General features: G+C 57.4%; 25 protein-coding genes. 14 read left to right on the top strand and 11 right to left on the bottom strand.

Features of this window, described 5'->3' with window-relative positions:
• The first annotated feature begins 46 nt into the window (after positions 1 to 46).
• The 4 genes from HW561_RS17845 to HW561_RS17830 all read left to right on the top strand — a co-directional run bounded on the left by HW561_RS17845 (position 47) and on the right by HW561_RS17830 (position 2,942).
• A complete protein-coding gene (locus tag HW561_RS17845; protein WP_176866725.1) occupies positions 47 to 1,294 on the top strand; it encodes a flagellin in 1,248 nt (415 codons plus the stop codon).
• 78 nt (positions 1,295 to 1,372) lie between these two features.
• Positions 1,373 to 1,747 carry a flagellar biosynthesis regulator FlaF gene (flaF, locus tag HW561_RS17840; protein ID WP_176866724.1) on the top strand — a complete coding sequence of 125 codons (375 nt, stop codon included), beginning with the start codon at positions 1,373 to 1,375 and terminating at the stop codon, positions 1,745 to 1,747.
• Positions 1,747 to 2,148: a flagellar biosynthesis repressor FlbT gene (gene flbT, locus HW561_RS17835; RefSeq protein ID WP_176866723.1), complete on the top strand. Its 402-nt coding sequence runs from the start codon at positions 1,747 to 1,749 to the stop codon at positions 2,146 to 2,148. Before flaF ends, flbT begins: the two co-directional genes overlap by 1 nt.
• A 29-nt stretch (positions 2,149 to 2,177) precedes the next feature.
• Positions 2,178 to 2,942, top strand: coding sequence for a DUF1217 domain-containing protein (locus HW561_RS17830; protein ID WP_328803303.1), 765 nt, complete (start codon positions 2,178 to 2,180; stop codon positions 2,940 to 2,942).
• 145 nt (positions 2,943 to 3,087) lie between these two features.
• On the opposite strand, the gene HW561_RS17825 is transcribed toward HW561_RS17830, so the two are convergent.
• The 3 genes from HW561_RS17825 to HW561_RS17815 all read right to left on the bottom strand — a co-directional run bounded on the left by HW561_RS17825 (position 3,088) and on the right by HW561_RS17815 (position 5,729).
• Positions 3,088 to 4,662 carry a DUF427 domain-containing protein gene (locus HW561_RS17825; RefSeq protein ID WP_176866721.1) on the bottom strand — a complete coding sequence of 525 codons (1,575 nt, stop codon included), beginning with the start codon at positions 4,660 to 4,662 and terminating at the stop codon, positions 3,088 to 3,090.
• Between the two features lie 106 nt (positions 4,663 to 4,768).
• Positions 4,769 to 5,470, bottom strand: a complete 702-nt coding sequence (locus HW561_RS17820) for a winged helix-turn-helix domain-containing protein (RefSeq protein ID WP_176866720.1) — start codon at positions 5,468 to 5,470, stop codon at positions 4,769 to 4,771.
• Positions 5,442 to 5,729, bottom strand: coding sequence for a hypothetical protein (locus HW561_RS17815; RefSeq protein ID WP_176866719.1), 288 nt, complete (start codon positions 5,727 to 5,729; stop codon positions 5,442 to 5,444). The genes HW561_RS17820 and HW561_RS17815 overlap by 29 nt, the downstream gene beginning before the upstream one ends.
• 175 nt (positions 5,730 to 5,904) lie before the next feature.
• Here HW561_RS17815 and HW561_RS17810 point away from each other — a divergent pair, with 175 nt between their 5' ends.
• From HW561_RS17810 to HW561_RS17795, 4 genes are all read left to right on the top strand, one after another.
• Complete coding sequence (locus tag HW561_RS17810; protein WP_176866718.1) at positions 5,905 to 6,366, top strand: hypothetical protein; 462 nt, start codon at positions 5,905 to 5,907, stop codon at positions 6,364 to 6,366.
• Positions 6,367 to 6,473: 107 nt separating this feature from the next.
• Positions 6,474 to 7,091 (top strand): ribonuclease HII, encoded by a 618-nt coding sequence (locus HW561_RS17805; RefSeq protein WP_176866717.1) that lies wholly within the window; start codon positions 6,474 to 6,476, stop codon positions 7,089 to 7,091.
• A 106-nt stretch (positions 7,092 to 7,197) separates the two neighbouring features.
• Positions 7,198 to 8,301 (top strand): site-specific DNA-methyltransferase, encoded by a 1,104-nt coding sequence (locus HW561_RS17800; protein WP_176866716.1) that lies wholly within the window; start codon positions 7,198 to 7,200, stop codon positions 8,299 to 8,301.
• A gap of 146 nt (positions 8,302 to 8,447) precedes the next feature.
• Complete coding sequence (locus HW561_RS17795) at positions 8,448 to 9,830, top strand: adenylate/guanylate cyclase domain-containing protein (RefSeq protein WP_176866715.1); 1,383 nt, start codon at positions 8,448 to 8,450, stop codon at positions 9,828 to 9,830.
• A gap of 85 nt (positions 9,831 to 9,915) precedes the next feature.
• Here HW561_RS17795 and HW561_RS17790 read toward each other — a convergent pair whose 3' ends face one another.
• Together HW561_RS17790 and mutY are read right to left on the bottom strand one after the other, a co-directional pair.
• Positions 9,916 to 11,052 carry an alkane 1-monooxygenase gene (locus tag HW561_RS17790; protein WP_176866714.1) on the bottom strand — a complete coding sequence of 379 codons (1,137 nt, stop codon included), beginning with the start codon at positions 11,050 to 11,052 and terminating at the stop codon, positions 9,916 to 9,918.
• Positions 11,053 to 11,112: 60 nt separating this feature from the next.
• Positions 11,113 to 12,144 (bottom strand): A/G-specific adenine glycosylase, encoded by a 1,032-nt coding sequence (gene mutY, locus HW561_RS17785; protein ID WP_176866713.1) that lies wholly within the window; start codon positions 12,142 to 12,144, stop codon positions 11,113 to 11,115.
• Between the two features lie 105 nt (positions 12,145 to 12,249).
• Here mutY and HW561_RS17780 point away from each other — a divergent pair, with 105 nt between their 5' ends.
• Together HW561_RS17780 and HW561_RS17775 are read left to right on the top strand one after the other, a co-directional pair.
• Positions 12,250 to 12,756, top strand: a complete 507-nt coding sequence (locus tag HW561_RS17780) for a DUF721 domain-containing protein (RefSeq protein WP_176866712.1) — start codon at positions 12,250 to 12,252, stop codon at positions 12,754 to 12,756.
• A 14-nt stretch (positions 12,757 to 12,770) separates the two neighbouring features.
• The gene (locus tag HW561_RS17775) at positions 12,771 to 13,433 is read left to right on the top strand and encodes a DsbA family protein (protein WP_176866711.1); all 663 of its coding nucleotides are present in this window, start codon (positions 12,771 to 12,773) and stop codon (positions 13,431 to 13,433) included.
• A gap of 41 nt (positions 13,434 to 13,474) precedes the next feature.
• On the opposite strand, the gene lpxK is transcribed toward HW561_RS17775, so the two are convergent.
• Genes lpxK through HW561_RS17755 form a run of 4 tightly spaced genes read right to left on the bottom strand, consistent with a single transcriptional unit; the run spans position 13,475 to position 17,825 of the window.
• Positions 13,475 to 14,473 carry a tetraacyldisaccharide 4'-kinase gene (gene lpxK, locus HW561_RS17770; protein ID WP_176866773.1) on the bottom strand — a complete coding sequence of 333 codons (999 nt, stop codon included), beginning with the start codon at positions 14,471 to 14,473 and terminating at the stop codon, positions 13,475 to 13,477.
• Complete coding sequence (locus HW561_RS17765) at positions 14,460 to 15,695, bottom strand: 3-deoxy-D-manno-octulosonic acid transferase (protein WP_176866710.1); 1,236 nt, start codon at positions 15,693 to 15,695, stop codon at positions 14,460 to 14,462. Before HW561_RS17765 ends, lpxK begins: the two co-directional genes overlap by 14 nt.
• Positions 15,692 to 16,492, bottom strand: coding sequence for an inositol monophosphatase family protein (locus HW561_RS17760; RefSeq protein ID WP_176866709.1), 801 nt, complete (start codon positions 16,490 to 16,492; stop codon positions 15,692 to 15,694). Before HW561_RS17760 ends, HW561_RS17765 begins: the two co-directional genes overlap by 4 nt.
• Positions 16,479 to 17,825, bottom strand: a complete 1,347-nt coding sequence (locus tag HW561_RS17755; protein ID WP_176866708.1) for a TldD/PmbA family protein — start codon at positions 17,823 to 17,825, stop codon at positions 16,479 to 16,481. The genes HW561_RS17760 and HW561_RS17755 overlap by 14 nt, the downstream gene beginning before the upstream one ends.
• Before the next feature lie 224 nt (positions 17,826 to 18,049).
• On the opposite strand from HW561_RS17755, the gene HW561_RS17750 reads away from it, so the two are divergent.
• Entirely contained in the window at positions 18,050 to 18,730 is a 681-nt protein-coding gene (locus tag HW561_RS17750) for an FkbM family methyltransferase (RefSeq protein WP_176866707.1), read from the top strand.
• A gap of 49 nt (positions 18,731 to 18,779) precedes the next feature.
• On the opposite strand, the gene HW561_RS17745 is transcribed toward HW561_RS17750, so the two are convergent.
• Entirely contained in the window at positions 18,780 to 20,303 is a 1,524-nt protein-coding gene (locus tag HW561_RS17745) for a DUF2125 domain-containing protein (RefSeq protein ID WP_176866706.1), read from the bottom strand.
• A gap of 140 nt (positions 20,304 to 20,443) precedes the next feature.
• Here HW561_RS17745 and HW561_RS17740 point away from each other — a divergent pair, with 140 nt between their 5' ends.
• The 3 genes from HW561_RS17740 to HW561_RS17730 are packed head-to-tail and all read left to right on the top strand — an operon-like array spanning position 20,444 to position 22,526.
• A complete protein-coding gene (locus HW561_RS17740) occupies positions 20,444 to 21,187 on the top strand; it encodes an SDR family oxidoreductase (protein WP_176866705.1) in 744 nt (247 codons plus the stop codon).
• Positions 21,184 to 21,792, top strand: coding sequence for an enoyl-CoA hydratase/isomerase family protein (locus HW561_RS17735; protein ID WP_176866704.1), 609 nt, complete (start codon positions 21,184 to 21,186; stop codon positions 21,790 to 21,792). The genes HW561_RS17740 and HW561_RS17735 overlap by 4 nt, the downstream gene beginning before the upstream one ends.
• Positions 21,789 to 22,526, top strand: a complete 738-nt coding sequence (locus HW561_RS17730) for a VOC family protein (RefSeq protein ID WP_176866703.1) — start codon at positions 21,789 to 21,791, stop codon at positions 22,524 to 22,526. The genes HW561_RS17735 and HW561_RS17730 overlap by 4 nt, the downstream gene beginning before the upstream one ends.
• Here the strand turns inward: HW561_RS17730 and HW561_RS17725 are convergent, their stop codons facing one another.
• On the bottom strand, positions 22,527 to 22,835 hold the full coding sequence (locus tag HW561_RS17725) for an HNH endonuclease (RefSeq protein ID WP_176866772.1): 309 nt from the start codon (positions 22,833 to 22,835) through the stop codon (positions 22,527 to 22,529).
• Between the last annotated feature and the right edge of the window lie 45 nt (positions 22,836 to 22,880).

The following is a 22,880-nucleotide window of genomic DNA, read 5'->3' as shown; positions in this document are numbered from 1 at the left end:
GGGTGAACATGGGCGTAAAGGGCCCAAACGGAAAAGGATGAAAGCTATGTCCAGTATTCTGACAAACAACGGCGCGATGGTTGCGCTGCAAACCCTCAAGTCTGTCAACAAGAACCTGGAAATGACCCAGAATGCGATTTCCACAGGCAAGGATGTCGCCACCGCGAAAGACAATTCTGCTGTTTGGGCGATTTCCAAAGTGATGGAATCAGATGTCAAAGGGTTCAATGCCATCAAGGATAGCCTCGCCCTGGGTGAATCGACGGTTGCCGTGGCGCGTAACGCCTCGGAAACAGTGACCGACCTGCTGACCCAGATGAAGGAAAAGATCGTCGCGGCGCAGGAGGACAACGTTGATCGGGGCAAGATCAACGATGACGTCACCGCTCTGCGTGATCAGATTGCCTCGGTGGTTGGTGCGGCGCAGTTCAACGGCCTTAATCTGGTGGATGGTTCCGCAGGCACTGCTTCGATTTTGTCGTCGCTTGACCGGGACGGCTCCGGAAACGTGAACTCGTCATCGATTTCGGTTGCAAGTCAGGACTTGTCTACCGGTGGTTATGTCAGCAAGGGCGTACTGGCAGGTTCAGATAACGCGACAACCGACAATGATGCATCCGGTTTCACCATGGACAAAACCGGTGGCAGTGGTGATGTCGTGATCGACAGTGGCACCGACAACTTTGCGGCCGGGGATAAGATCTCGATCACGATTGGAGATAAAGTCGCGTCCTATACGGTGCAGGACGGTGATCTGGATCCTTCGGGCACATATGACGCCGCGTATACAGATGCCATTGTTGCAGTCGGGCTGAAGAACCAGATTGATGCACTCGGTATTACCGGTGTTGCGATCGACTATGACTCGGCTTCGCCGGGAAATTTGTCTTTCGTCACAGGGACGGCGACGGCTGGCGCTGATGCGGATCGTGACGTTACCGTTTCGGCTCAGTTCACCAACGCGGGTTCCGGCGGTCTCGGTGCTTTGAGCTCGATTGATGTTTCCAGTGATGCCGGTGCGGCGGCCGCGCTTGGTACCATTGAGACGTTGATCGGCACGTCCATTGATGCCGCGGCAGCATTTGGTTCGGCGCAAGGTCGTATCGAGACGCAGCAGAACTTCGTCTCCAACCTGACCGACTCGTTCAAATCGGGCATTGGCGCTTTGGTTGATGCCGATATGGAAGAGACCTCGGCTCGCTTGCAGGCCCTGCAAGTTCAGCAACAGCTGGCCACCCAGTCACTGTCGATCGCCAACCAGGCACCGCAATCTATCCTGTCGCTGTTCCGCTAAGTTTCGAACCTGGTGGGGGCGCGTTTTTTCCCGCCCCCATCGTGAACGCATGAAGACGGCCCATTGGAAGGATTTCAAGTGACACCGCAAACGCTTGCTCACCGCGCGTACGCGCAGACTGCCGCTCCGACACGCACACCCCGCGATACGGAATACGAAGCAATTTCGAAGATTACGCGTCGGCTCAAGGCGGCAGCCGCCAAAAAAACAACGGATTTTGCCGCGTTTGTTCAGGCACTGCACGAGAATCGCAGGCTTTGGACGGTACTGGCGACCGGAGTGTCAGATTCGGATAACGCATTGCCAAACGATCTGCGGGCCCGAATCTTCTACTTGGCGGAATTTACTGAACAGCACAGCAGCCAGGTTCTGGGCAATAACGCCCCGGTCGAACCATTGCTTGAAATCAACACCGCAGTTTTGCGCGGTCTACGCCAGATGGGAACCGCGTGATGAGCGGGTTGGTCCTGAAACTTGCCCCAAAAGAGAGAGTTCTGGTCAACGGTGTCGTGATTGAAAATGGGGATCGCCGCAGCCGGTTCTCGATCATGACGCCGCAGGCCAATGTTCTTCGGCTGAGGGATGCGATCCACCCGGACGAAGTGAATACACCGGTCCGCCGTGTGTGTTATGCAGCGCAGTTGGTCCTGTCCGGCGATACAGAGCCGGATCAGGCCCGCCAGCAACTGTTACGCCGGGTTGAAGAGCTGAGCCAAGTCTTCACGGATGCAGACAGTCGTCGTGTTCTGTCCGAAGCAACGGACGCATTGGTGGCCGAGCAATACTATAAATGCCTAAAATCTCTGCGATCTCTTCTGCCGCGTGAAGAGCGGCTGATGGCCTATCAACAATGATCTTTCAGCCTGTCATACCTTCAGGAGGAGTGGTCGGCTGGCGATTTCTGCAGCGAACGTATGACGCACAATTCCAGACGTTCTCGTCCTCGAACGTCAATGAAAGAGAGACCAAGTACTTTCTGGAGAACATCAGTAAGGTGCAAACCGCAGAGGAACTGGTTTCGGATCGGCGCCTGCTACAAGTTGCGCTGGGTGCCTTTGGGTTAGAGGGCGATCTGGACAATCGATTCTTTATCCAGAAAATCCTGGAGGATGGCACAAACGCCCAAGATGCACTGTCCAATCGTCTGTCAGACAAAAGGTATCGCGCGTTTTCAGATGCCTTTGGGTTTGGTCCAGGCGAGGTCAGAAAGACTGCTCTTGTGACGAATATGGAGCGGATTGCTGAGGATAACCTGGTCGCACAGTTCGAGGTTTCGGTTGGAGAATCCGACGCATCGATGCGTATCTCGCTCTATGCACAGCATTCATTGACCGATTTGGCCCAAGGGAATTCGAGTGTCGATACGAAATGGTTCGATCTGATGGGGCTACCGCCGCTTCGTAGTATGATGGAAACCGCGCTTGGGCTGCCTTCTTCATTTGCACAATTGGATATCGATACGCAGTTGGCGGAATTCAAAGACAGATTGTTTCAGCTGACTGGATCTGATGATCTGGCTCAGTTCGCCGATCAGGAGGCCGTCGGGCGGCTGACGGACACCTATTTGGCGCGCAGTCAAATCGCACAGCTGCAAAACACCATATCCCCTGCGCAAACCGCTTTGGTTTTATTGGGCGCCGTCAGCTAGCCGAAACAGTTATATGCAGGGGGCGTGGATGTCTGTGCGCGTAACCGTGAAACGCAAGTGTTGCCGAATGCGTGCTACACCAGCCCGATGGATATCCGGCTCAAAGTCCGAATTTGGGGTGCCATGTGTAGAAATGGCGGTCGTGTTAACCGTTCAGGATATCATCTGCCGAGGTGCGTAACGCGTAGGAGGTAACGGGTTGCGACACGTTATACAGATTGACCTCTCCCAAGGGCAGTGCGTTGGCGCAGACGGGCACGATATCTTCCGAGACGACAATTCGGTGACCGGTTGCCTTACCGTATTCACCCAGTCGGGCAGCGATATTCGCGGCCTGTCCGATGACAGTGAAATCCAATCGTTCGCGCGAGCCGACATTGCCATAGGTCACGCGCCCGTAAGCGACGCCAATCGAACAATCACAGTGGACATCGGTACCTGCCTCGCGCAGTTCCCCCAATCTTTCGACAATTTCGATTGCCGTGTGTTGCGCATTGGATCGCGCGGTAATCGGGTCGTCATTGATTGATGGAAAGACCGCGAGAACAGCATCCCCAATGAACTTCAGAACCTCACCACCATTGCCGTGCACGATGCCAGAGACGGTTTCAAAAAACTCATTCAACAGAGTGATATACTCGGCCCGACCCAGTCGTTCCTCCAAACTGGTCGAATTACGCAGGTCGCAGAACATGATCGCGGCATCAATTTCATCGCCGTCTCCGCGCCTGATCTCACCGCCCAGTACACGCGCGCCAGAGCGTTTGCCGACATAGGTTTCAAGTAACACCTGTGCGTTTTCGCGTTGCATGAACACTTCGTAATATCGGGCGATCACAGAAGAGCATTCAAAGACCAGCCCCAGATTTTCCGTCGTGAACCCATCCGGATGATCGCAGGTCAGGGTCAACACATTGGTTCGCCCGTCCGAAAACGGCAGAGGCATGGCAACATAGTCCGTCGCCCCCTTGGCCCGCAGGTCTTCCATGATGGGAAAACTGTTGTGTGGGTTTTCGTCATTCAACCTTTGACGAACACCGCCCAAACCGTTCGACACATGGCGCAACGGGCTGTTGATGAAGGCCGGGTGGTCGTAGATTTCGTATGTTGGCGCGCGGGTCAGGATTTCTGCCAGATCTTTTTCCCAGATATAGTGCTTGCCAGCGATCAGGGGATGCAGAGACCAGGCCAGAATACTCAGGCGCTGAATCGCGATACCGTGTTCCAGCATCTTTTCTGCCAGGGCTTTGGTGAATGCCTCAGGTGTGTTGGCCGCCGAAGCGCCGCGCATCAGCCAATCGATCAGCGGACCGCTGATATTACCGTCGTCGGGCTCGCGAAGGGTGTTGTTCCCAAGATCGATGGAGGTATAGGCGCTGGGCATGAAGCCGATACAGCCCTGAATGTCGGCGCTTTCGGGCAGTGCCTCTTCATAGGCCCAGACGGAATTGGCTAACCGCTCATCCAGTAGGTCGACGTCATGATAGGTGGCCGTGCCCTTGAACGGGCAAAATGTCTGTAAATCGGTCTCTTCGCTAAGATCCACGCATACATCCTTGCGTGGAACGTAAATAGTCGGCGGTAAACGCGTTTCGTACATCACCTTGGCGTTGTCGCTTTCGGCCAAAAGGATGTCATCGCGGTAAACGGCAACTTTGCCCTCTAACCGTTCAACGGAAATACCATAACCTTTGATCTTTGGTGCGGCGTGGACGTTCATGATCGACCTCCCTTGCCTTGAGTCTCTTTAGAGTGGGCCTTTGATGCGGTCATTCCAAGAGGGGCGGCGCGGAATTTTTCGAATGCGCGCGTTGTTAGCCGAATGGTCAAACCATTTGAATGACGTTCTTTTCGATAGACAGCATGTAACCCTTTTTTGCGATATTCTTGACCAACAACTCGCTGACCATCTGGTTTCCCAATGCATCGCGCAGCCGCTTGATCCGCGTGGCACCGGCGGCCTCGTCACAATCGGAAGCGTCCCGACCCGATATCACGGCCTCGATCTGAGCGCCGGACAGGACTTCGTCATCCAACCGGGATTCGGCCAGGGCCGACAGGGTTTCCATCGCAGCTGGCGTCAGTTTGAAGTCCATGTTGTTGAGGTAGACGGTGTTTTCTTCGCGGCTGATCAACAGGGATGTGACCTGAATGCCCGTGCGCTCGATCTGGGCCATGCGTCGGTTCAGCAGCACCAGCATCACCAGAAATACCAGCGCCGAGATCAGCATGGCGCAGGCGAACACAAGCAAGACGTAAATCACCATTCGGTAACTGGCCAAAGTATCGCCAAAGGCCGTACCCGATTGTGCAAGGATCTCCAGCAAACGGATTTCGGCCTGCGAGGTCAGATCGCTTTCGACAAACAACCGCTCGACCCGGGCATTGAAGGCGTTGGCGTCGGGCAAGGTCCAGAACAGGAAAATGGCGGCGGTGATCAGGATCGCAACGATTGCGGCGATGCCGAACCCAGCCAGACGAACGCCAGAGCGGCGCGCCTCAGAAACGGAGATAGAATTTTCCGGCATTGGCCTTCCTTTGATCCAAGCCTTCCGGCCCAAAGACGGACAGTACGTTCAACAGGGTCCAACCCGATGCTTGCAAGCGCTGGCCGACCTCTTGCTTGGCTTGTCCTTTGTCACAGGCCGAGACCTGCATGACGCCGTAGTGCAGGCGCAGAGGGTTGTCCTGCTTAGCCTTGTAATCCGCGTAACATTCAGCCGCTGATGCAGCAGAGCCTAGGGATATCAGGGCCCCAAGGGCCAGAGAAGAGAGGATCTGTTTCATAGGCCGCATCCTGCGCATGAGTCTGCGTGATATTCAATATCCCAAGGGGTTTGCGGGTCCTGATATCGGATAACAACCGGACGTTATTGCTTGTCTGAGGGTGCCGCCCCCAGTGTTGCTGTATCGAATTTGCGGTCCTGTCCGGATCGCCTCAAAATCCGAAAGGACATGCATCATGCACCGGAAGTTTATCGCTCTGATCGTAGCAACGGCCATCACTATCACCGGCGTTTCGGCGTCACAGGCGCGGGCGGCGGACGCCAAGGATGTTTTGGGTGGGCTTGCGGCTATCGCGATCATTGGCGCAGGCGTTCATTACTACAATAAAGAGAAACGAAAGAACCGCGTAACGCGTGCCCCGGCTCCGGTCTACACCGCTCCAACGGTTGATCAGTACCCTGTTCGCCCACTGCCGCAACACGTGGCGCGTTATAACCTGCCGCAGCGATGCTTGCGTACGTTTAAGGGGTACGGGCAGCGTTCGTTGCTTGGGACGAAATGCCTGAAAAAGCACTACAAACACGCCAATAGCCTGCCGCAACAGTGCAAAGTCGGTTTCTGGAACGGCAAAAAGGTCAAGCGCGCCTATGAGCCCGCCTGCCTGCGCCAGCAAGGATACCACGTCGTTTACAAGTAATCGTTCTCGAGCAGGAGCAGCGCCGCAGAAGCGTCGCGAGAGAGGGCAGCACAAGTTGCCCTCTCTTTTTTCTTGCGATGCGAACGGAAACACGGTTTGCCGTTTGTATGACATTGCCAAATTTTGAACTTGAACAGGCGCTGCACGCGCAAGGTCACGTCCGTATCGCCGGTGTGGACGAGGTCGGGCGTGGTCCACTGGCAGGGCCGGTTGTGGCCGCCGCCGTTGTCCTTGACCCGCAGGATATTCCCACCGGACTGAACGATTCCAAAAAGCTGACTGCTAAGCGCCGGATGGCCTTGGATATCGCGGTGCGCGAGCGGGCGGAGTTTGCCATTGCAGAGGCCTCGGTCGCCGAAATTGACGAGATCAACATTTTGCGGGCATCACATCTGGCCATGGAGCGGGCGGTGGCTGCGTTGAACCCGGCCCCTGATTTTCTGCTGATCGACGGAAATATGATCCCGCGTGGCCTGACGATCCCATCCGAGGCTGTGATCAAAGGAGATGCCCGATCTGTGTCCATTGCGGCTGCGTCGATCCTTGCCAAAAATTGGCGCGATCAGCTGATGGTGGATTTGGCGCAACAGCATCCCGGCTATGGGTGGGAAACCAATGCCGGCTATCCGTCAAAACAACACAGGGAAGCGCTGCAAAATCTGGGTGTGACCCCACATCATAGGCGTTCGTTCAAACCCGTCCACAACATGTTGTATCAAGAGTAAATCGTAAGTTGCTGATTCAAAAAAGAAATTGACGGCGAATCGTCTTTGACTCATCCTAGTCTCAACCAAATGAGCGCAAAAGCGCCGTGGATTTTGAGGCAGTAAAATGACAACGACAAAGACAAAGGGCGCAACAGCGCTCCCTTTAAACACGATTCTATCCGGCGACTGCATCGAGGTGATGAACAGTCTACCCGAGGCGTCAGTGGACCTGATTTTTGCGGATCCGCCCTATAACCTTCAGTTGAAGGGCCAGTTGCACCGCCCGGATAACAGCCAGGTGGACGCGGTTGATGACCACTGGGATCAGTTTTCCAGCTTTGGCGTTTATGACCAGTTCACGCGCGCGTGGCTGAAAGCTGCGCACCGTCTGCTGAAGCCCAACGGGGCGATCTGGGTGATCGGGTCTTACCACAACATTTTCCGGGTTGGTTCGGCGCTGCAGGACGCAGGTTATTGGATTCTGAATGATGTGGTTTGGCGCAAGTCGAACCCGATGCCGAATTTCCGTGGCAAGCGATTCACCAACGCGCATGAAACGATGATCTGGGCCTCGAAATCCGAGGGCGGCAAATACACGTTTAACTATGAGGCGCTGAAGGCGTTGAACGAAGGTATCCAGATGCGCAGCGACTGGGTGCTGCCGATCTGCACGGGGCATGAGCGCCTCAAAGATGAAAACGGCGACAAAGCGCATCCGACGCAGAAACCCGAATCTTTGCTTCACCGTGTTCTGATTGGATCGACCAATCCGGGCGACGTGATTCTGGACCCGTTTTTCGGGACCGGCACGACGGGCGCCGTCGCCAAGATGCTGGGCCGTGAGTTCATCGGGATCGAGCGCGAAGAAAGCTATCGCAAGGTCGCTGAAAAGCGGATTTCCAAGGTCCGCAAATTCGACCGCGAGGCGTTGGAGGTCAGCGCCAGCAAACGCGCTGAACCGCGCGTTCCGTTTGGCCAGCTGGTTGAACGCGGCATGTTGCGGCCGGGCGAGGAACTGTATTCCATGAATCAGCGTCACAAGGCTAAGGTGCGCGCCGATGGTACGTTGGTGGGTGACAACGTCAAAGGCTCGATCCATCAGGTTGGGGCGCATCTGGAAAATGCGCCGTCATGCAACGGCTGGACCTATTGGTGCTTCAAGCGGGATGGCAAGACAGTGCCGATCGATATCCTGCGCCAGCAGATCCGCGCAGAGATGCATAACTGATTTACAGAATACCGCCGGTGCCTGTGGCCTGACACAAGGCACTACGCCTTGCCCCGCCGATCTCGGCGGGGCCTTTTGTTTTCCCGCTTGGGATGTTTGGATGTGGGGCGAATCCCGTACGGCACTGCAACGAGGGAGCATCAGCGATGTCAGATGCCACAGCAAGCGAATCCCGTTTTGACAGGTTCATTGTTACTCAACCCGACAAGTATGACGTCGAGAATAAATACACCGAAGCGGCGTTAGAGCGGCACAAGCGCGAGGGCTTGGAACTGGCCGTGCGCGCGCGTTGGATCGCGATGGCGCTGACCGGGGTTTTGCTGATCTTTCTGAACCCCCAGTGGGATGTTTTGTGGTATCACTTTATCCTGCTGCTGATTTGCGCAAATGGCTGGCTGATCCGCCGCGCCGGTCAGGTGGGGCAGTCACGTTTGGAGCTACTCCTCATTTTTGTGGATCTTCTGATCATGACGTCGGGGATGATTGTGCCCAATCCGTTCAGTGACGATGTGCGGCCTTTGGCGATGCAGTACCGGTTCGACAACTTCCAGTATTTCTTCATCATTCTGGCCGCAGGGACACTTGCGTATTCCTGGCGAACGGTGATTGCGATCGGATCGTGGACGGCAATGATGTGGACTGCCGGATGGATTATCGCATGGTGGGTGGCGGCCCCGATACCGGGTATCAGCAAACAGGTTGCCGAAGCACTGCAAGGATATCCGGACATTGCGGAATTGCTGGACCCCAACAGCTTTATGGTGCCGCAACGCATCCAACAGGTCATCGTATTCGTGATGGTCGCAGTGACCTTGGGTGTTTCAATGCGACGGCTGAATCGTTTGTTGATGACAAACGCTGGGTTGGAAAGAGAACGGGCAAATCTTTCGCGGTATTTCTCGCCCAATGTGGTCGAGGAACTCAGCCAGAATGACGAGCCGCTGAAACAGGTGCGCAAAGAGAACGTCGCCGTTTTGTTCATCGACATTGTGGGTTTCACAAAGTTTGCGGCAGGGCGCGATCCGTACGACGTGATCGAGGTTTTGCGCGGGTTTCATGCCCGCATGGAAACCGAAGTGTTCCGTCACCATGGCACGCTGGACAAGTATTTGGGCGATGGGTTGATGGCGACTTTTGGCACTCCGGTCCCGACGCCCTTGGACGCGTCAAATGCGCTGTCCTGTGCGCGGTCGATGGTGGAGGTAATCGAACGCTGGAACCTTGAACGTCGCCGGGCTCGTGAGCCTGAGATTAATGTGGGCATCGGTGTCCACTATGGGTCGGTGGTTTTGGGTGATATTGGCGCCAATCGACTGGAATTTGCCGTGATCGGTGACGCGGTGAATGTCGCCGCCAAGCTTGAGGCGATGACGCGTGATTTTGGCGTGCGTGTTGTGATCAGCGATGTGTTACGGGCGCAAGCGCTGACGGAAGTGCCAGAGGAACGGGATTTGACGGAAGGGTTCGCCCAACGCGCCGCTCAGACTGTGCGTGGTGTCGAAAGCCCGATGGATGTGTGGACGACCTGAAAACCAAGGCTCCCGCCGGTCAGCACCGCATCAACAGATGTGATGCTTCGCGTTGGGCCGGGCAGCGCGCGGATGCGCGCTGCGGTCACGCATCAGGCTTGGGGTTCAGCGCCTTGTTGTAAGGATGCCAGTCCGTGATTTCGGGGTAGTACTGACGCCGCCAAGCCCGAACTCGCGGATTCATGACCCGCCGCCACAGGGGGGGGAACATTGCAGCCAAAGTCATGACCGGATAGCCATGGGGCAGTTGCGGCGCCGAGTCCTGAGCATGATGTTGCAGCAGAGGAAAGCGGCGGTTTGGCTTGTAGTGATGATCAGAATGGCGTTGCAGGTTGATCAGCAACCAGTTTGACGCCTTGTGCGACGCGTTCCACGAATGGCGCGGCAGGACATGCTCGTATTTCCCTTGCCCTATATGTTTGCGGGTCAGGCCGTAATGTTCGACATAATTGACCAGTTCCAGTTGCCAGATCGCGACACCAGCCTGCAACAGGAACAACCCTAACCCGGTCCAGCCGCCTATCAGCAGCGCCAACAACAACATTGCGCCCTGTAGACCCCAGTAGCGCCAGAACGGGTTCGCGCGATCAGTCCAAGGACGATCCTTTCGGGCCAGTTTGTCCCGTTCAGCCCGGAATGCCGAGATCAGGCTTTGCCGTAGAACGCGGGGGTAAAACCTGTGAAAGCCCTCGTTGTAACGCGCTGTTACTGGGTCTCGTGGTGTGCCGACATAGCGGTGATGCACCAACAGATGTTCAGACCGGAAATGCGAATATAAGACCATCGCCAAAAGGATATCGCCCAGCCAGCGTTCGAAACGGCCCTTTTGGTGCATCAGCTCGTGGCTGTAATTGATGCCGATCGTGCCGGATATCACTCCCATTCCAAAGAACAGTCCGATTTTACCCGGTGTCGAGAGATTATCGAAATGGGTCGCATACCAGATCAGGCCGTAAAGCGTTGCGAACTGTATCGGCGCCCATAATCTGGTCAGCAGGATGTACCATTTCAGCCTGTCATCGGGGGTGTTCGGGTCCGCATTCTGCAGGTTCAAACCAGTGAAGCGATCCAGGATCGCAAAGGCCCACCAGGTCGATAGTGGCACCAGCAGTACCCACCAACCACCGGTGACAGCGGTGGTCCAGATCAACGGAATCAACAGGATCGAAACCCAGAAGGGCAAGGCCGATTGCCAACGGGATACTGTGTCTGATGCGATCATCTTGGTGCTCCGAGCAGATGCGCGCAGATTAGCTTTGTCCAAAGCGATTGCACAGCGGACTTATTGTCCCCGCCAGAGGTCATAGGCCTTGCGCATCACAGTGGGCAGATCGCTAGGATTGAAGGCGTGTTTGTCCAGTATTTTTAAGCCATCTGGTGCCGTTTGTTCCGGCAGTTCGGTCGTCCAGATTCGCAACACCAGATGGAAATGAGTGAAGGTGTGTCGTACTTCTCCGGGCAAGATACGCCATTTGGCTTGAAATGGAGGGGCCTCGGTCGGGTCTTCGCACCAGCCGGACCCTGGCCAACCTAACATGCCGCCCAGTAGGCCTTTGTCTGGTCGGCGTTCCAACAACATGGCACCATCCCGGCGTTGAGCGATGTAGATGTGACCAAACCGGGTCGGTTTGGGTTTTTTGGGCGTCTTGCGCGGCAAATCTGCCTGTGTTCCAGCTGCCCGAGCCTGACAGGGGTCGCACAGGGGGCAGATGCCACAGGCCGGGGATTTGGGCGTGCAAACGGTGGCTCCCAAATCCATGACAGCCTGCGCATAGTCTCCGGGGCGGTGGTCCGGTGTGAACCCTGCGGCCTTTTCTTTCAAAACAGGTTTCGATCCGGGCAGCGGGTCATGAATGTCGTGAAGTCGCGCCATCACCCGTTCGACATTGCCATCCAGAACCGTTTCGGGTTGGTCAAAAGCAATGGCTGAGATCGCAGCAGCCGTATAAGGGCCGATCCCCGGTAGTTTGAGAAGTGCGTCATAGGTATCGGGGAAGCGCCCCTCATGCTCATCGGTAACGACTCGGGCGCATTTCAACAGATTTCGGGCGCGCGCGTAATAGCCCAACCCAGCCCATTCTCCCATGACCTGATCATCCGGTGCGGCAGCCAGAGCGGTAACGTCTGGCCAGCGCGTTGTGAACCGGACGAAATAGTCGCGCACGGCTGCAACAGTGGTCTGCTGCAACATGACTTCGGACAGCCAGATACGATAAGGGTCAGGCCGCACCCCCGCAGCGCGATCAGCCGGGCCAACCCGCCACGGCATCTCGCGGGCGTTGCGGTCATACCACCCGAGCAGGGCAGAGCTCATGTCAAGTTCACCGGTGTCACGCAAGTTTTATCTATCTCCCTGTCGGGTTTCGCTGGCGCCTGTCTTCATGCCCATTACAATAGCGGCGCAGGAGTTGGAAACCAGATGCAGCGCAGACGTTCATCCACCCGCGGGTTCAAACGCACAGCAACCTTGCTGAACGATAAGATTCGGCGCGCCGGAGAAAGCCGAGGTTTTGCCGTTTCACGCCTGCTGACCCATTGGGCCGAGATTGTCGGACAGGATACCGCTGCAGTCGCGCGCCCGGTAAACGTGGGCTATGGCAAGGGTGGGATTGGCGCAACGCTGACTGTTCTGACCACCGGCCCGCAAGCACCAATGCTGGAGATGCAAAAGGAACAGCTGCGCGGCAAGGTTAACGCGGTCTATGGCTATAACGCCATCAGCCGTATTCGGATCACCCAGACCGCTCCGACAGGATTTGCCGAGGGGCAGGCCAGTTTCGATCACAAACCGAAACAAGCGAAACCCGAAATAGCACCCGAAATAGCAGCCGAGGCTGACAATGTGTCGCGCGACGTTCACGACGGTGATTTGCGCGCAGCCCTTGAACGTCTGGGCCGCAACGTTTTATCCAAGCATAAACGCTGAGAAAGGGCCAAGTAATGAGCCGTATTGCAACCGTAATTTGTGCGGCTGTCGCCGTAGCCGCTGGCGGCTATTGGCTGTCGCTGTCAAACTCCACCCCCGCCTATTCGCTGATCGGCAGTGCCGAGGCGCAGGAGGCTGATCTGGATACGTCGACCGTGGTCGATATGGTTCAGGGCGCCGAGGATGCTCCGGTCGAGATCATCGAATACGCATCCTATACCTGCCCGCACTGTGCCAATTTCCATACTGGGGCGTATAAACAACTCAAGAAGGACTTTATCGACACTGGTAAAGTCAAGTTCACCTACCGCGAGGTTTACTTTGACCGCTATGGCCTGTGGGCCTCGATGGTGGCGCGCTGTGCGGGTCCCGAGAAGTTCTTTGGTATCACTGATCTGATCTACCAGGGTCAGTCGGAATGGAGCCGCGCTGGTGGTCCGAACGAGATCGTGGATGAGTTGCGTAAAATCGGGCGTCTGGCCGGGATCGAGAACGATCAGCTTGAAGCCTGCCTGCAGGATGGCACCCGTGCGCAGACACTGGTTGCCTGGTATCAGGAAAACGCCGAGCGTGACGGCATCGAGGCGACCCCGTCGTTCATCGTGAATGGGGAAAAAGTCGACAACCAGTCTTACGAAGACTTCAAAAAGCTGATCGAAGACGAACTGGGCAGCTAAAGCTGTTTCTGGCCGATCCTGTGCGGGGTCGGCCAGTACCTTCAGGGCGAAGGCGCGACTTTCAGCAGCATATCCTTGACCTTTTCGGCATCAGCCACCTGAAGACGAACTGGTAAAGTAATCACCTTGCTGCGAAAGGTTGGCGGCAGGCGCACGGCGTCCTTCTCGGTGGTTACCATCTGCGCACCCAGCAGCTGCGCTTCGTTCTCAAGACGGGTCATCAATGCCTGCGTCAATGGCTGGTGATCGTCCAACGCCTCAGCGCGTACAAGCTCTGCCCCTTGTTGGCGGAGAGTGCGGAAGAATTTTTCCGGATGCCCGATACCTGCAAAAGCAAGGACCTTAGTGCCAGTCCAGTCCATGCCCGTTTGCAAGGCTGCGACCGTCCCGGTGGCATGCGGGCCCCCAAGCTTTGCACCCCAACAATCGGCAAATTGCGCCTGAGCCGACGCATCGCCCAGCGACAGAACCAAGTCGGCGCGTTGCATGCCCACATCGACGGGTTCGCGTAGTGGGCCTGCGGGCAAGCACAACCCGTTTCCGAACCCACGGTTGGCATCCACCACGATGATGGAAAAATCCTTGGCGACTGCGGGGTTCTGAAACCCGTCATCCAGAACGATCACTGTCGCCCCTTCGGCGACTGCGGCTTGTGCTCCGGCGGCACGGTCTTTGGCGACCCAGACATCGGCAAACATCGCCAGCAACAGCGGCTCGTCCCCCACCTGCGCGGCGGTGTGTTTGGCCGGGTCGACGCGAACAGGCCCGTCCAATGATCCGCCATGGCCGCGCGTGACGACATGTGGTTCGTGCCAGGCATTGCGGAGCTGTTCCACGGTCCAGATTACAGTTGGGGTTTTGCCGGTTCCACCTGCATTCAGATTGCCGATACAGATCACTGGAACATCAGGTTTGACGCCTGTCGTTGATGCCACCCGGCGCGCGGTGGCCGAGGCGTAGATCTGCCCCAACGGGGCCAGCAATCGCGCCCGCAGATCCAACTGGTCAGGGGCTGTATTCCAAAACTCAGGTGCTCGCATCATCTGCACTCCGCTGGTCCAGCGTTTCCTGTACCATATCGATCAGTTGGTCAGCCTGAGGCGCGCCCTCGGTGATCATCCGCCATCCCGCCAGCGCCATATCTGCCGACCGATCCGGGGCTAAAAGCTCTACGACGGCATCGCCCAGTTCGGTTGCCGTTTTGACCGTGCGCGCTGCGTCAGCCTGTTTCAGGCGATCATACAGGTCCCGATGACGATGCACAAAAGGACCATGAATGATGGCCGAGCCGAGCGCGATCGACTCCAACGGATCTTGCCCGCCTGCGCCACGTTCAAGCGAGCTCCCCATGAAAGTAACTGCTGAAATGCGGTACCACAGGCCTAAATCCTCGGGATCGGAGGACAGGATCACTTGTGTGGTGTCTTCGATCAATCCGCCCGAGTCCCAGTTGGCACACCGAAGATCCATCGACTCGAGTCTCCGGTGCAGGGGCCGCGCTTCGTTCATGTCAGCAACATGTAGCACCAGAGCCAGCCGGGGCAGCATCCTCAGGGCTTGCCGGTGCGCGCTGAGAATTGAGATGAATTCCTTGTCCTGAACCCAAGCCGCCAGCCAGACGGGTCGCCCGACGAGCGTGTGATTGGTTTCGATCAATTCATCTTCGGGCCAGGGGCTGGGATTGGGGCTGATTTGCAGGGGTGGTGCTTCGGAGACCTTTGCTGACGGGATGCCAAGGCGTCTGATCTGGCGGGCAGTTTCCGAAGTGGTTGCAAGGATCGTGCGAAAGCAATCGAACGTGTATCTGGTGATGTCGGGCAGCCAGCGCGCACCCCGGCCGGCGGTGACGTCCAGCTGTGCCTCGATCAGGATCATGGGAATACCACGTTCTTCGGCGCGCGTGATGACGTTGGGCATTAGACCACCGCCGACCCAAAGTCCCATATTCGGGCGCCAGTGATCCAGAAATCCGCGCGCGGCCCCGGTCTGTTCCGCCGGAAGATTGATCATCGGAAAGGTGCTGGTCGCCCATTGGGTCAGATCGGCATTGGGCGGCGCGGTCAGCAATACTGAGAGCCCGGGACGGATTTGCTGCACCCGACGACAGAAATCACTTACAGCACGCAGGCGGTCAGGTGTTGCGATGTGAATCCACAACAGCTCGCCCTCGGGGCGGGGCAGGTCTGGTTGACCTGTCCCGGCTGGCACGCCCCAGGACAACACCCGATAGGCTGCCAGGCTCAGAGAGCGAGGCTTGCTCATTTGCCGATCCCGGGCCCGTCCGGGTCCAGCTGCTCAGACAATTGGCTGTGGATTTCCGCACCAGCAGCGATCACGCCATTCAGTTGCGGATGTGCATTGTTGAACTTCAACGGCTGCCCCGTCCGGTCCGAGCAAACGCCGCCCGCCTCGCGAATGATCAGGTCGCCTGCCGCGATGTCCCATTCCCAACTGGATCGCAATGTCAGCATCCCATCGAACCGCCCCTGAGCGACCAAGGCCATGCGATAGGCCAGCGACGGCCGATAGGCCCGGCCAAAGGCGGGGGCCTGGCCCTGACGCCAGTGGTGTGCCTCAAGGTTCGGTCTGGCCGCCAGAATCTCGGCCTCGCTCAGGCCAGAGAGCCTCGACGCTTTGATCGGTTGACCATTCAGCATTGCCCCCTGACCCTTGGCAGCAACATACAGCAGATCGCGCATGGGCAGATAGATGACGGCTGCGGTTACTTCGCCGTGGTCCGCGACGGCCAGAGAATGCGCCCATGTGCGCGCGCCTTCGGCAAAGCTGCGGGTGCCATCAATCGGGTCGATGATGAATGTGCTGTCCCGGGACAACCGGTCCGATGAATCCTCGGTCTCTTCACTCAGCCAGCCATAGCCCGGACGCGCGGATGGCAGACGCTGTTCCAGCATCGCGTTGACGGCCAGATCCGCCTCGGTCACCGGTCCTGCACCGTCGGGTTTATCCCAACGCTGTGCCTCGGTCCCCGAATAGCGGGTGGCGATCTTACCGGCCTCCAGGGCAGCATCGATCAGCAGGGGCAGGTCAGTTGCCAGCAAGTGTCATTCCTTCGATCAGCAACGACGGAACGATGCGAGACAAATATGGGCGCGCATCGTTGGCCGGGATGATCCGTTTCAGCAAATCGCGCAGATTACCTGCGATGGTGCATTCGTTGACCGGGTACGTGATCTCGCCATTCTCGACCCAGAACCCCGAGGCGCCACGCGAATAGTCACCCGTATTGGGGTTGATCGTGGATCCGATCATCGATGTCACCAGCAGCCCGGTGCCCATATCGCGCAGCAGGTCGGCGCGAGTTTGGTCGCCCTGTGTCAGGCTCAGGTTCCAGTTGCTGGGTGACGGAGGCCCCGAAACACCGCGCGCAGCATTGCCAGTCGATTGCATCTTGAGCTGGCGTGCGCTGGACAGATCCAGCGTCCAACCGGTCAGAACCCCGTTCTCGACTATTGCCCGGCGGCGGGTCGGCAGACCCTCGGCATCGAAGGGGCGCGAGCCTGAGATGCGCGGGCGATAGGGGTCTTCGATCAGTGACAGATGTTCGGGCAGAACCTGTTGCCCCAGACAATCGGTCAACCATGATGCGCCGCGTGCGATGGCCGCGCCATTACCCGCCGCCAGTAGATGCCCGATCAGCGAAGACGAGATCCGTTCGTCGAACATAACAGGAAAACTGCCCGTCGCAGGCTTGCGCGCGCCGACCTGTGCCACTGCACGCTCACCCGCGGTCCGCCCGATTTCTTCGGGGCTGCGCAGGTCGGATTGATACGTGCGGGCGTCGCCATCATAGTCACGCTCCATCCCGGTTCCTTCGCCCGAGATCGCAACACAAGACGTTGATCTGCTGCTGCGCTCATACCCTCCGGAAAACCCGTTTGTGGCCGCCAGATGTACCCGGTGTGTGCCATAGCTTGCTGCTGCGTCAGACACTTGCGAGACACCCGGCACCGCGAGCGCTGTGGCCTCGGCGCGCAGCGCGTCCTGCATCAATGAGTCGGCAGAAGGTTCGGGGGATGGATCAAACAGCTCCAGTGCCTGCACATCCCAGTCCCGGGCCAGTTGACCGCTCTCGGCCAGCCCGGTAAATGGGTCTTCAGGGGCTTCACGGGCCATGGCAACAGCGCGTTCCGCCATGGTTTGGATTGTTTCAGGCCGGCTGTCCGAGCTTGATACAATCGCCTGTTGTTTGCCCAGAAATACCCGCAGCCCCAGATCGGCCCCTTCAGAGCGTTCCGCATGTTCCAGCGCGCCGCCGCGTACTTCGACCGAGACCGATGATCCGTCGAGCACGATGGCGTCCGCTGCGTCGGCGCCTGCGTTGCGGGCCGCGTCCAGCAATTGGTGGCTGATGTCTTCTGGTGTACGGGTCATGGGGCCTCCGGGTTGACTGTATTGGACCTAGCCTTGGACAGTCCGTGCCGCAAGACCTGTGACTGGATTGTGCATGCGGCCATTCGGGCAAAAATGACAGTCAAACGGGAGTTTGCGGGAAATGACACAAAACCGGCTGCGTTCGCGTTGAGACTGAGGTAGTAAACCCAAAGTGGCTACTGACAAGCCTCGGACCGGGCACGACAATCGGGCAGGAACAACACATGCAAGATCACTTTACACTGCGTGGTGTACGCATTCCCAATGATCCGCAGATCATCACCCCTCAGGTCAAACGATCCATCCTTGCGGAGCGTTACGAAAAGGACGAGGTGACCGGTCTGCCGAAGTTCATCGACCCCAAGGACCGGGTGGTCGAGTTGGGCGCTGGGATCGGGTTCATTTCCTCGTTTCTGGTCACGCAGCTGGGTGTTCGAAACGCCATGTGTATCGAGGCCAATCCAACCTTGTGCGAATTCATCGGGCGTGTGCATCAGGCCAACGGCATGTCCAATGTCGATGTTCTGAATGCTGTTGCGCTGAGTGATACGCAGACGCTGGGAACGGCCAATTTCTATGTGCGCGAGCCATTCTGGTCGTCTTCACTGGACCCCGAACCTGAATATGTCAAAGAGGTCGACGTTCCCAAACATTACCTTTCGACCCTGTTGCGGGAGTTTGACGCCAATACCCTGATCGTCGATATTGAAGGCGGAGAAAAGGTCCTGTTCGACGGTGCAGATTTGGTGAACGTGCAAAAAGTCTATCTTGAGGTGCACACGCGCAAGATCGGCTTGCGCGGCATCAAGGCCTGTTTCGACGCCTTGTCCGATCTGGGCTTTGCCTATGATCAGCGGGTCAGTTCAGGCGGCTCGGTTCTGTTTCGGCGCATCGGTCGGCGGTAGGCGCCAAGAGGCAGGGAAGGCCACGATACGCGGCCTCCCCCAAACATCGTTACTTGAGGCGTTGGCCATTGGCCAGAATTTGGCCGTCCTCTGTGAATTCGATGGTCGAATTCAGGGTGTCGGGTTCTTCACCCGGAACGGCCATCATGCCCATCATCATCCGGGCACCCAGGGCGTCGTTGTCTGACAGCAGCCCCATACCGATCAGCTTGTCGATCAGCGCGTTTGCCCCAACCAGCTGCAGGTTCGCCACACCAGAGGGCGTTGGCAGACCGTCGAATTCTTCGGTGTTCGCATTATCGAACGCAAAGTCGCCATCACCCGTCAGCTTGGCTCCGACCAGCGAGACCAGCAATTCGTTGATTTTCAGCGAATGCAGCTCACCCGGGGCGGACTCTGATGTTTCCAGTGCAACAGCGGCCTCAGGATCGAAAATGTTCATCAAGACCTTGGCAGTACCCGTGGTGTCCAGTGCAATGGTCGCCGGATCACGCGGCAAGGTGCCTGCCGGGTCGAACATGCTCCACAAGACATCGGACATGGTGAAATCCGTCAGGTTCATGGCAAAGCCAAAGGGCTGTACCTCTTCCGACTGCTGAACCGGGAACTCGAATTTCAAACCGGCATTGGCCATTGCAACTTCGATCGGAAAGGGCAGGTCGGCAGTCGTGACAGCCAGTTTGGTGCTGCTTTGTTCGAGGTCATAGGCGATGCGTTCGGCATCGATGCTGGCGGCAAAGCGTCCCCCTTCGGACGTGCTGGCCATCGAGAATTCTTCGCCTTCGCTGACGCCGCTGATGTCAGTGGTGCCCGCAGCGTAGGTGAAGTTGCCCGAAAACGCGAAACCAGCCTCGTAGAAGGCTTTCGGATCCGACAGATCGAAGTCTTTGGGAATGATGTTTTCACCTTCGAACGCCAGTTGATCCAACTTACCTTCGATCAGGGCGGACTCGTCCGTTTCCGGATCTTTGAAAGTGATGTTGTATGCCATGTCAGCGGCATTGAAGGATTGGGTAACGTTGCGGTTTTCACCAGTGCGCATCCGCGAACTGCCGTCCAGATCGTTGGCTTCGATGCTGACGCCCAGAGTACCATCCGGCAAGGGTTCGCCATCCACCTCAAGCGAATCCAGAACTATGCCCAGTTTGTCGGCCGTGTAATCATAAGTCATGTCTTCGGGTGATCCGGACACGACCATGTTCAGCTGACTCTGAGAATAAAGGACATTGGCTGCAAATTCTTCTCCGTCTGCCTGACCGGATACCGTCAGTGGAAAGTTCTCGGGTAGTCCGACGTTTACCGTGCCATCACCGTTTTCGGTCAGGGTCATTTCCGGCATGACCATCTGGAATTGCCCGTCATCTTCAGGCAATTCCATCGAAAGGGTCATGTTGGAAATCGTGGTAACGTCGCCTGAAGTGCTCTCGTCGCCGGTAATCGTATAACCCATCGCGCCGAAATAGCTCTGCCAGTCGGTCCAGACTTCATTTGCGGTCAGGTCAGCCAACGCCCCTTGCGTGGCAACGGCATAAGCCAAGACTGCGCCACAGCTGCGGCGAAAAAAAACAGACATAAGGTAACCCTTCTTGATAAATTTGCTGCGCATGGTCGGGCTTGTGGCGGGTATCGTCAAGGGGGCAAGGGGTGGACCAATTCCCCGTTTACACGGTACGGGTTTACTCGAGTTCTGAACCAACGGAGGAGGAGGGGTAAATGCAGGGAAAAACGGTACTCATAACAGGTGCCAGTCGCGGGATTGGTGCCGAGGCAGGGCGCGTTTTTGCCGCAGCCGGTGCCAATGTTGCGCTGGTGGCCCGCAGCCGCGATCAGATAGATGCATTGGCGGCGGCGCTGGGTGACAATGCCATCGCGCTGGCGTGTGATGTCAGTGACTTTGCGCAAGTCGAGCAGGCCGTCGCGGATTGCGTGGACCACTTTGGCAGCCTGGACGTTCTGATTGGAAACGCCGGGGTGATCGAGCCGATCTTTCACCTGTCCAACGCGGATACCGAAGCTTGGAGTCAGGCGATCGATATCAACCTCAAAGGTGTGTTCTATGGCATGCGCGCGGCATTGCCGGTGATGCGGGCTGCAGGCGGTGGAACCGTATTGACCATATCCTCTGGCGCGGCATCGAACCCGGTTGAAGCCTGGAGCCACTATTGTGCCTCAAAAGCAGGGGCAAAGATGCTGACGGAATGCCTCCATCTGGAAGAGGGGCATCATGGTATCCGCGCAATGGGCCTGTCGCCTGGAACGGTGGCGACCGATATGCAACGGGTCATCAAGGCCAGTGGTATCAATCCGGTCAGCCAACTGGACTGGGATGATCACATTCCGGCCGATTGGCCTGCGCGCGCGCTGTTGTGGATGTGTTCCGAGGATGCGGATGCGTTTCTGGGCACCGAAATATCCCTCAGACAGGACGAGATTCGCGAAAGGATCGGATTGACTTGATTGAACTGACCAAATCGGATGGCCTTTGGACTGTCACGATCAGCAATCCCGAAAAAGCGAACGCCTTGACCGGGGCAATGCTGGCCGAGCTTGTCGGGATTGCCGAGACCGCGACCGAGGCGCACGCCCTGATTCTGACCGGTGCCGGAAAAGTTTTCAGCGCCGGCGCCGATCTGGACGAGGCTCGCGCCGGTCTTGCGACGTCGGATCTGTGGGAGCGGCTGTCCGGCGCCATCGCCGCGCTTCCATGCCTGACGGTCGCGGCCCTGAACGGAACACTGGCGGGCGGCGCGAACGGTATGGTTTTGGCGTGTGATCTTCGTATTGCGGTGCCGTCGGCCAAGTTTTTTTACCCGGTAATGAAGCTGGGTTTTTTGCCGCAACCTTCTGATCCCAAGCGTCTCGCCGCCTTGATTGGACCCGCTCGAACCAAATTGATCCTGATGGCCGGGCAGAAGATCATGGCGCAGGAGGCATATGATTTTGGCCTGGTGGATCGTATCGTCGAGCCCGAGATCCTGATGCAAACGGCGCGCGATCTGGTAGCCGACAGTCTGGACGCGGACCCAAATATTGCGGCTGGAATCGCGGAGTTGTGTGCATGAGGATGTCCGCTCTGCGCTTGCGTGTCGCCGACCCCGAGCGTCTGGCCGCCTTCTATCGAGACGCCCTTGGCATGACGGTGCACGCGGAAGGCCCGAATCGCCGGGTCGGCTATGATGGGAACGATGCAGACCTGTTGTTGATGCCAGGCGGCGGTGGATACACGCATGATCGTGGGCAGCGTTACTGGAAGATCGGTATCACGCTGCCCGACGTGGATATGGCGGCGGCTTTTCTTCGACAGCATGGGGTGGAGGTCAGCGCACCACGGCAGTTTCTGGATATCGGGTATATGTGCCACCTGAGTGATCCTGAAGGCTTTGTTATTGAATTGCTGCAGCATGATTTTGAAGGTAACCGTCCTGAGCAAGCCGCTGGACCGGTAGACCCGTTTGCGCAGGCGCGAATTGGACAGATCACGCTGCGCACCGGAGATATTGCTGTCGAGGACACGTTCTGTCGTGCGTTGGGAATGTCACTGTTGTCGATGCAGGATGTTGACCCCTATGGCTTTGATCTGCATTTCTATGCCTTCACGGACGATGTGCTGCCCAATCCCGATCCGTGGGCGGTGGAGAACCGAGAATGGTTGTGGAAACGCCCGTATACCACGCTGGAATTTCAGCATGTGGCTGACGCGCAGTTTGCCCCGGTACCGGACTATCAGGGGATCGAGATTCAGGGCCTGACGAGGTCGCTCCGAGATGCATTTGGTGATCCGGTCCTGCCGGGCTGATCAGCGTCCGCGCCGTTTTCCGGGCACTTTCGATCGGAAGCCGGGCGGGCGTTTACGGACCCAGCACAGGAATTTTTCAAGTCTGGGATGGGTGCGCAGGGCTGGTACAGTGTTGAAATTGCGCGCCAGTTCTGCCTCGGTCAGTGTGGCATGAACCTCCTTGTGGCAGATCTGGTGCAATAGGACGGTGGGTCCACCCTTGCCTCCTTTGAGTTTTGGGATCAGATGATGCAGGCTGCGGGATCCGTCCGGGATCGGGCGGTCACAAAGCGGGCAGATCGGATCATTGTTCGTCGTGGTGTTGGGAATTTTGCGCCAATGGGCGGTTAAGGCAAGAGGGCGAAAATGGTGCAG

The organism is Ruegeria haliotis, from assembly GCF_013377785.1.
Classification (GTDB): Bacteria; Pseudomonadota; Alphaproteobacteria; order Rhodobacterales; family Rhodobacteraceae; genus Ruegeria; species Ruegeria haliotis.
The sequence above is the reverse complement of the archived record's forward strand: the minus strand, read 5'-3'. Positions and strand labels throughout refer to the sequence as shown.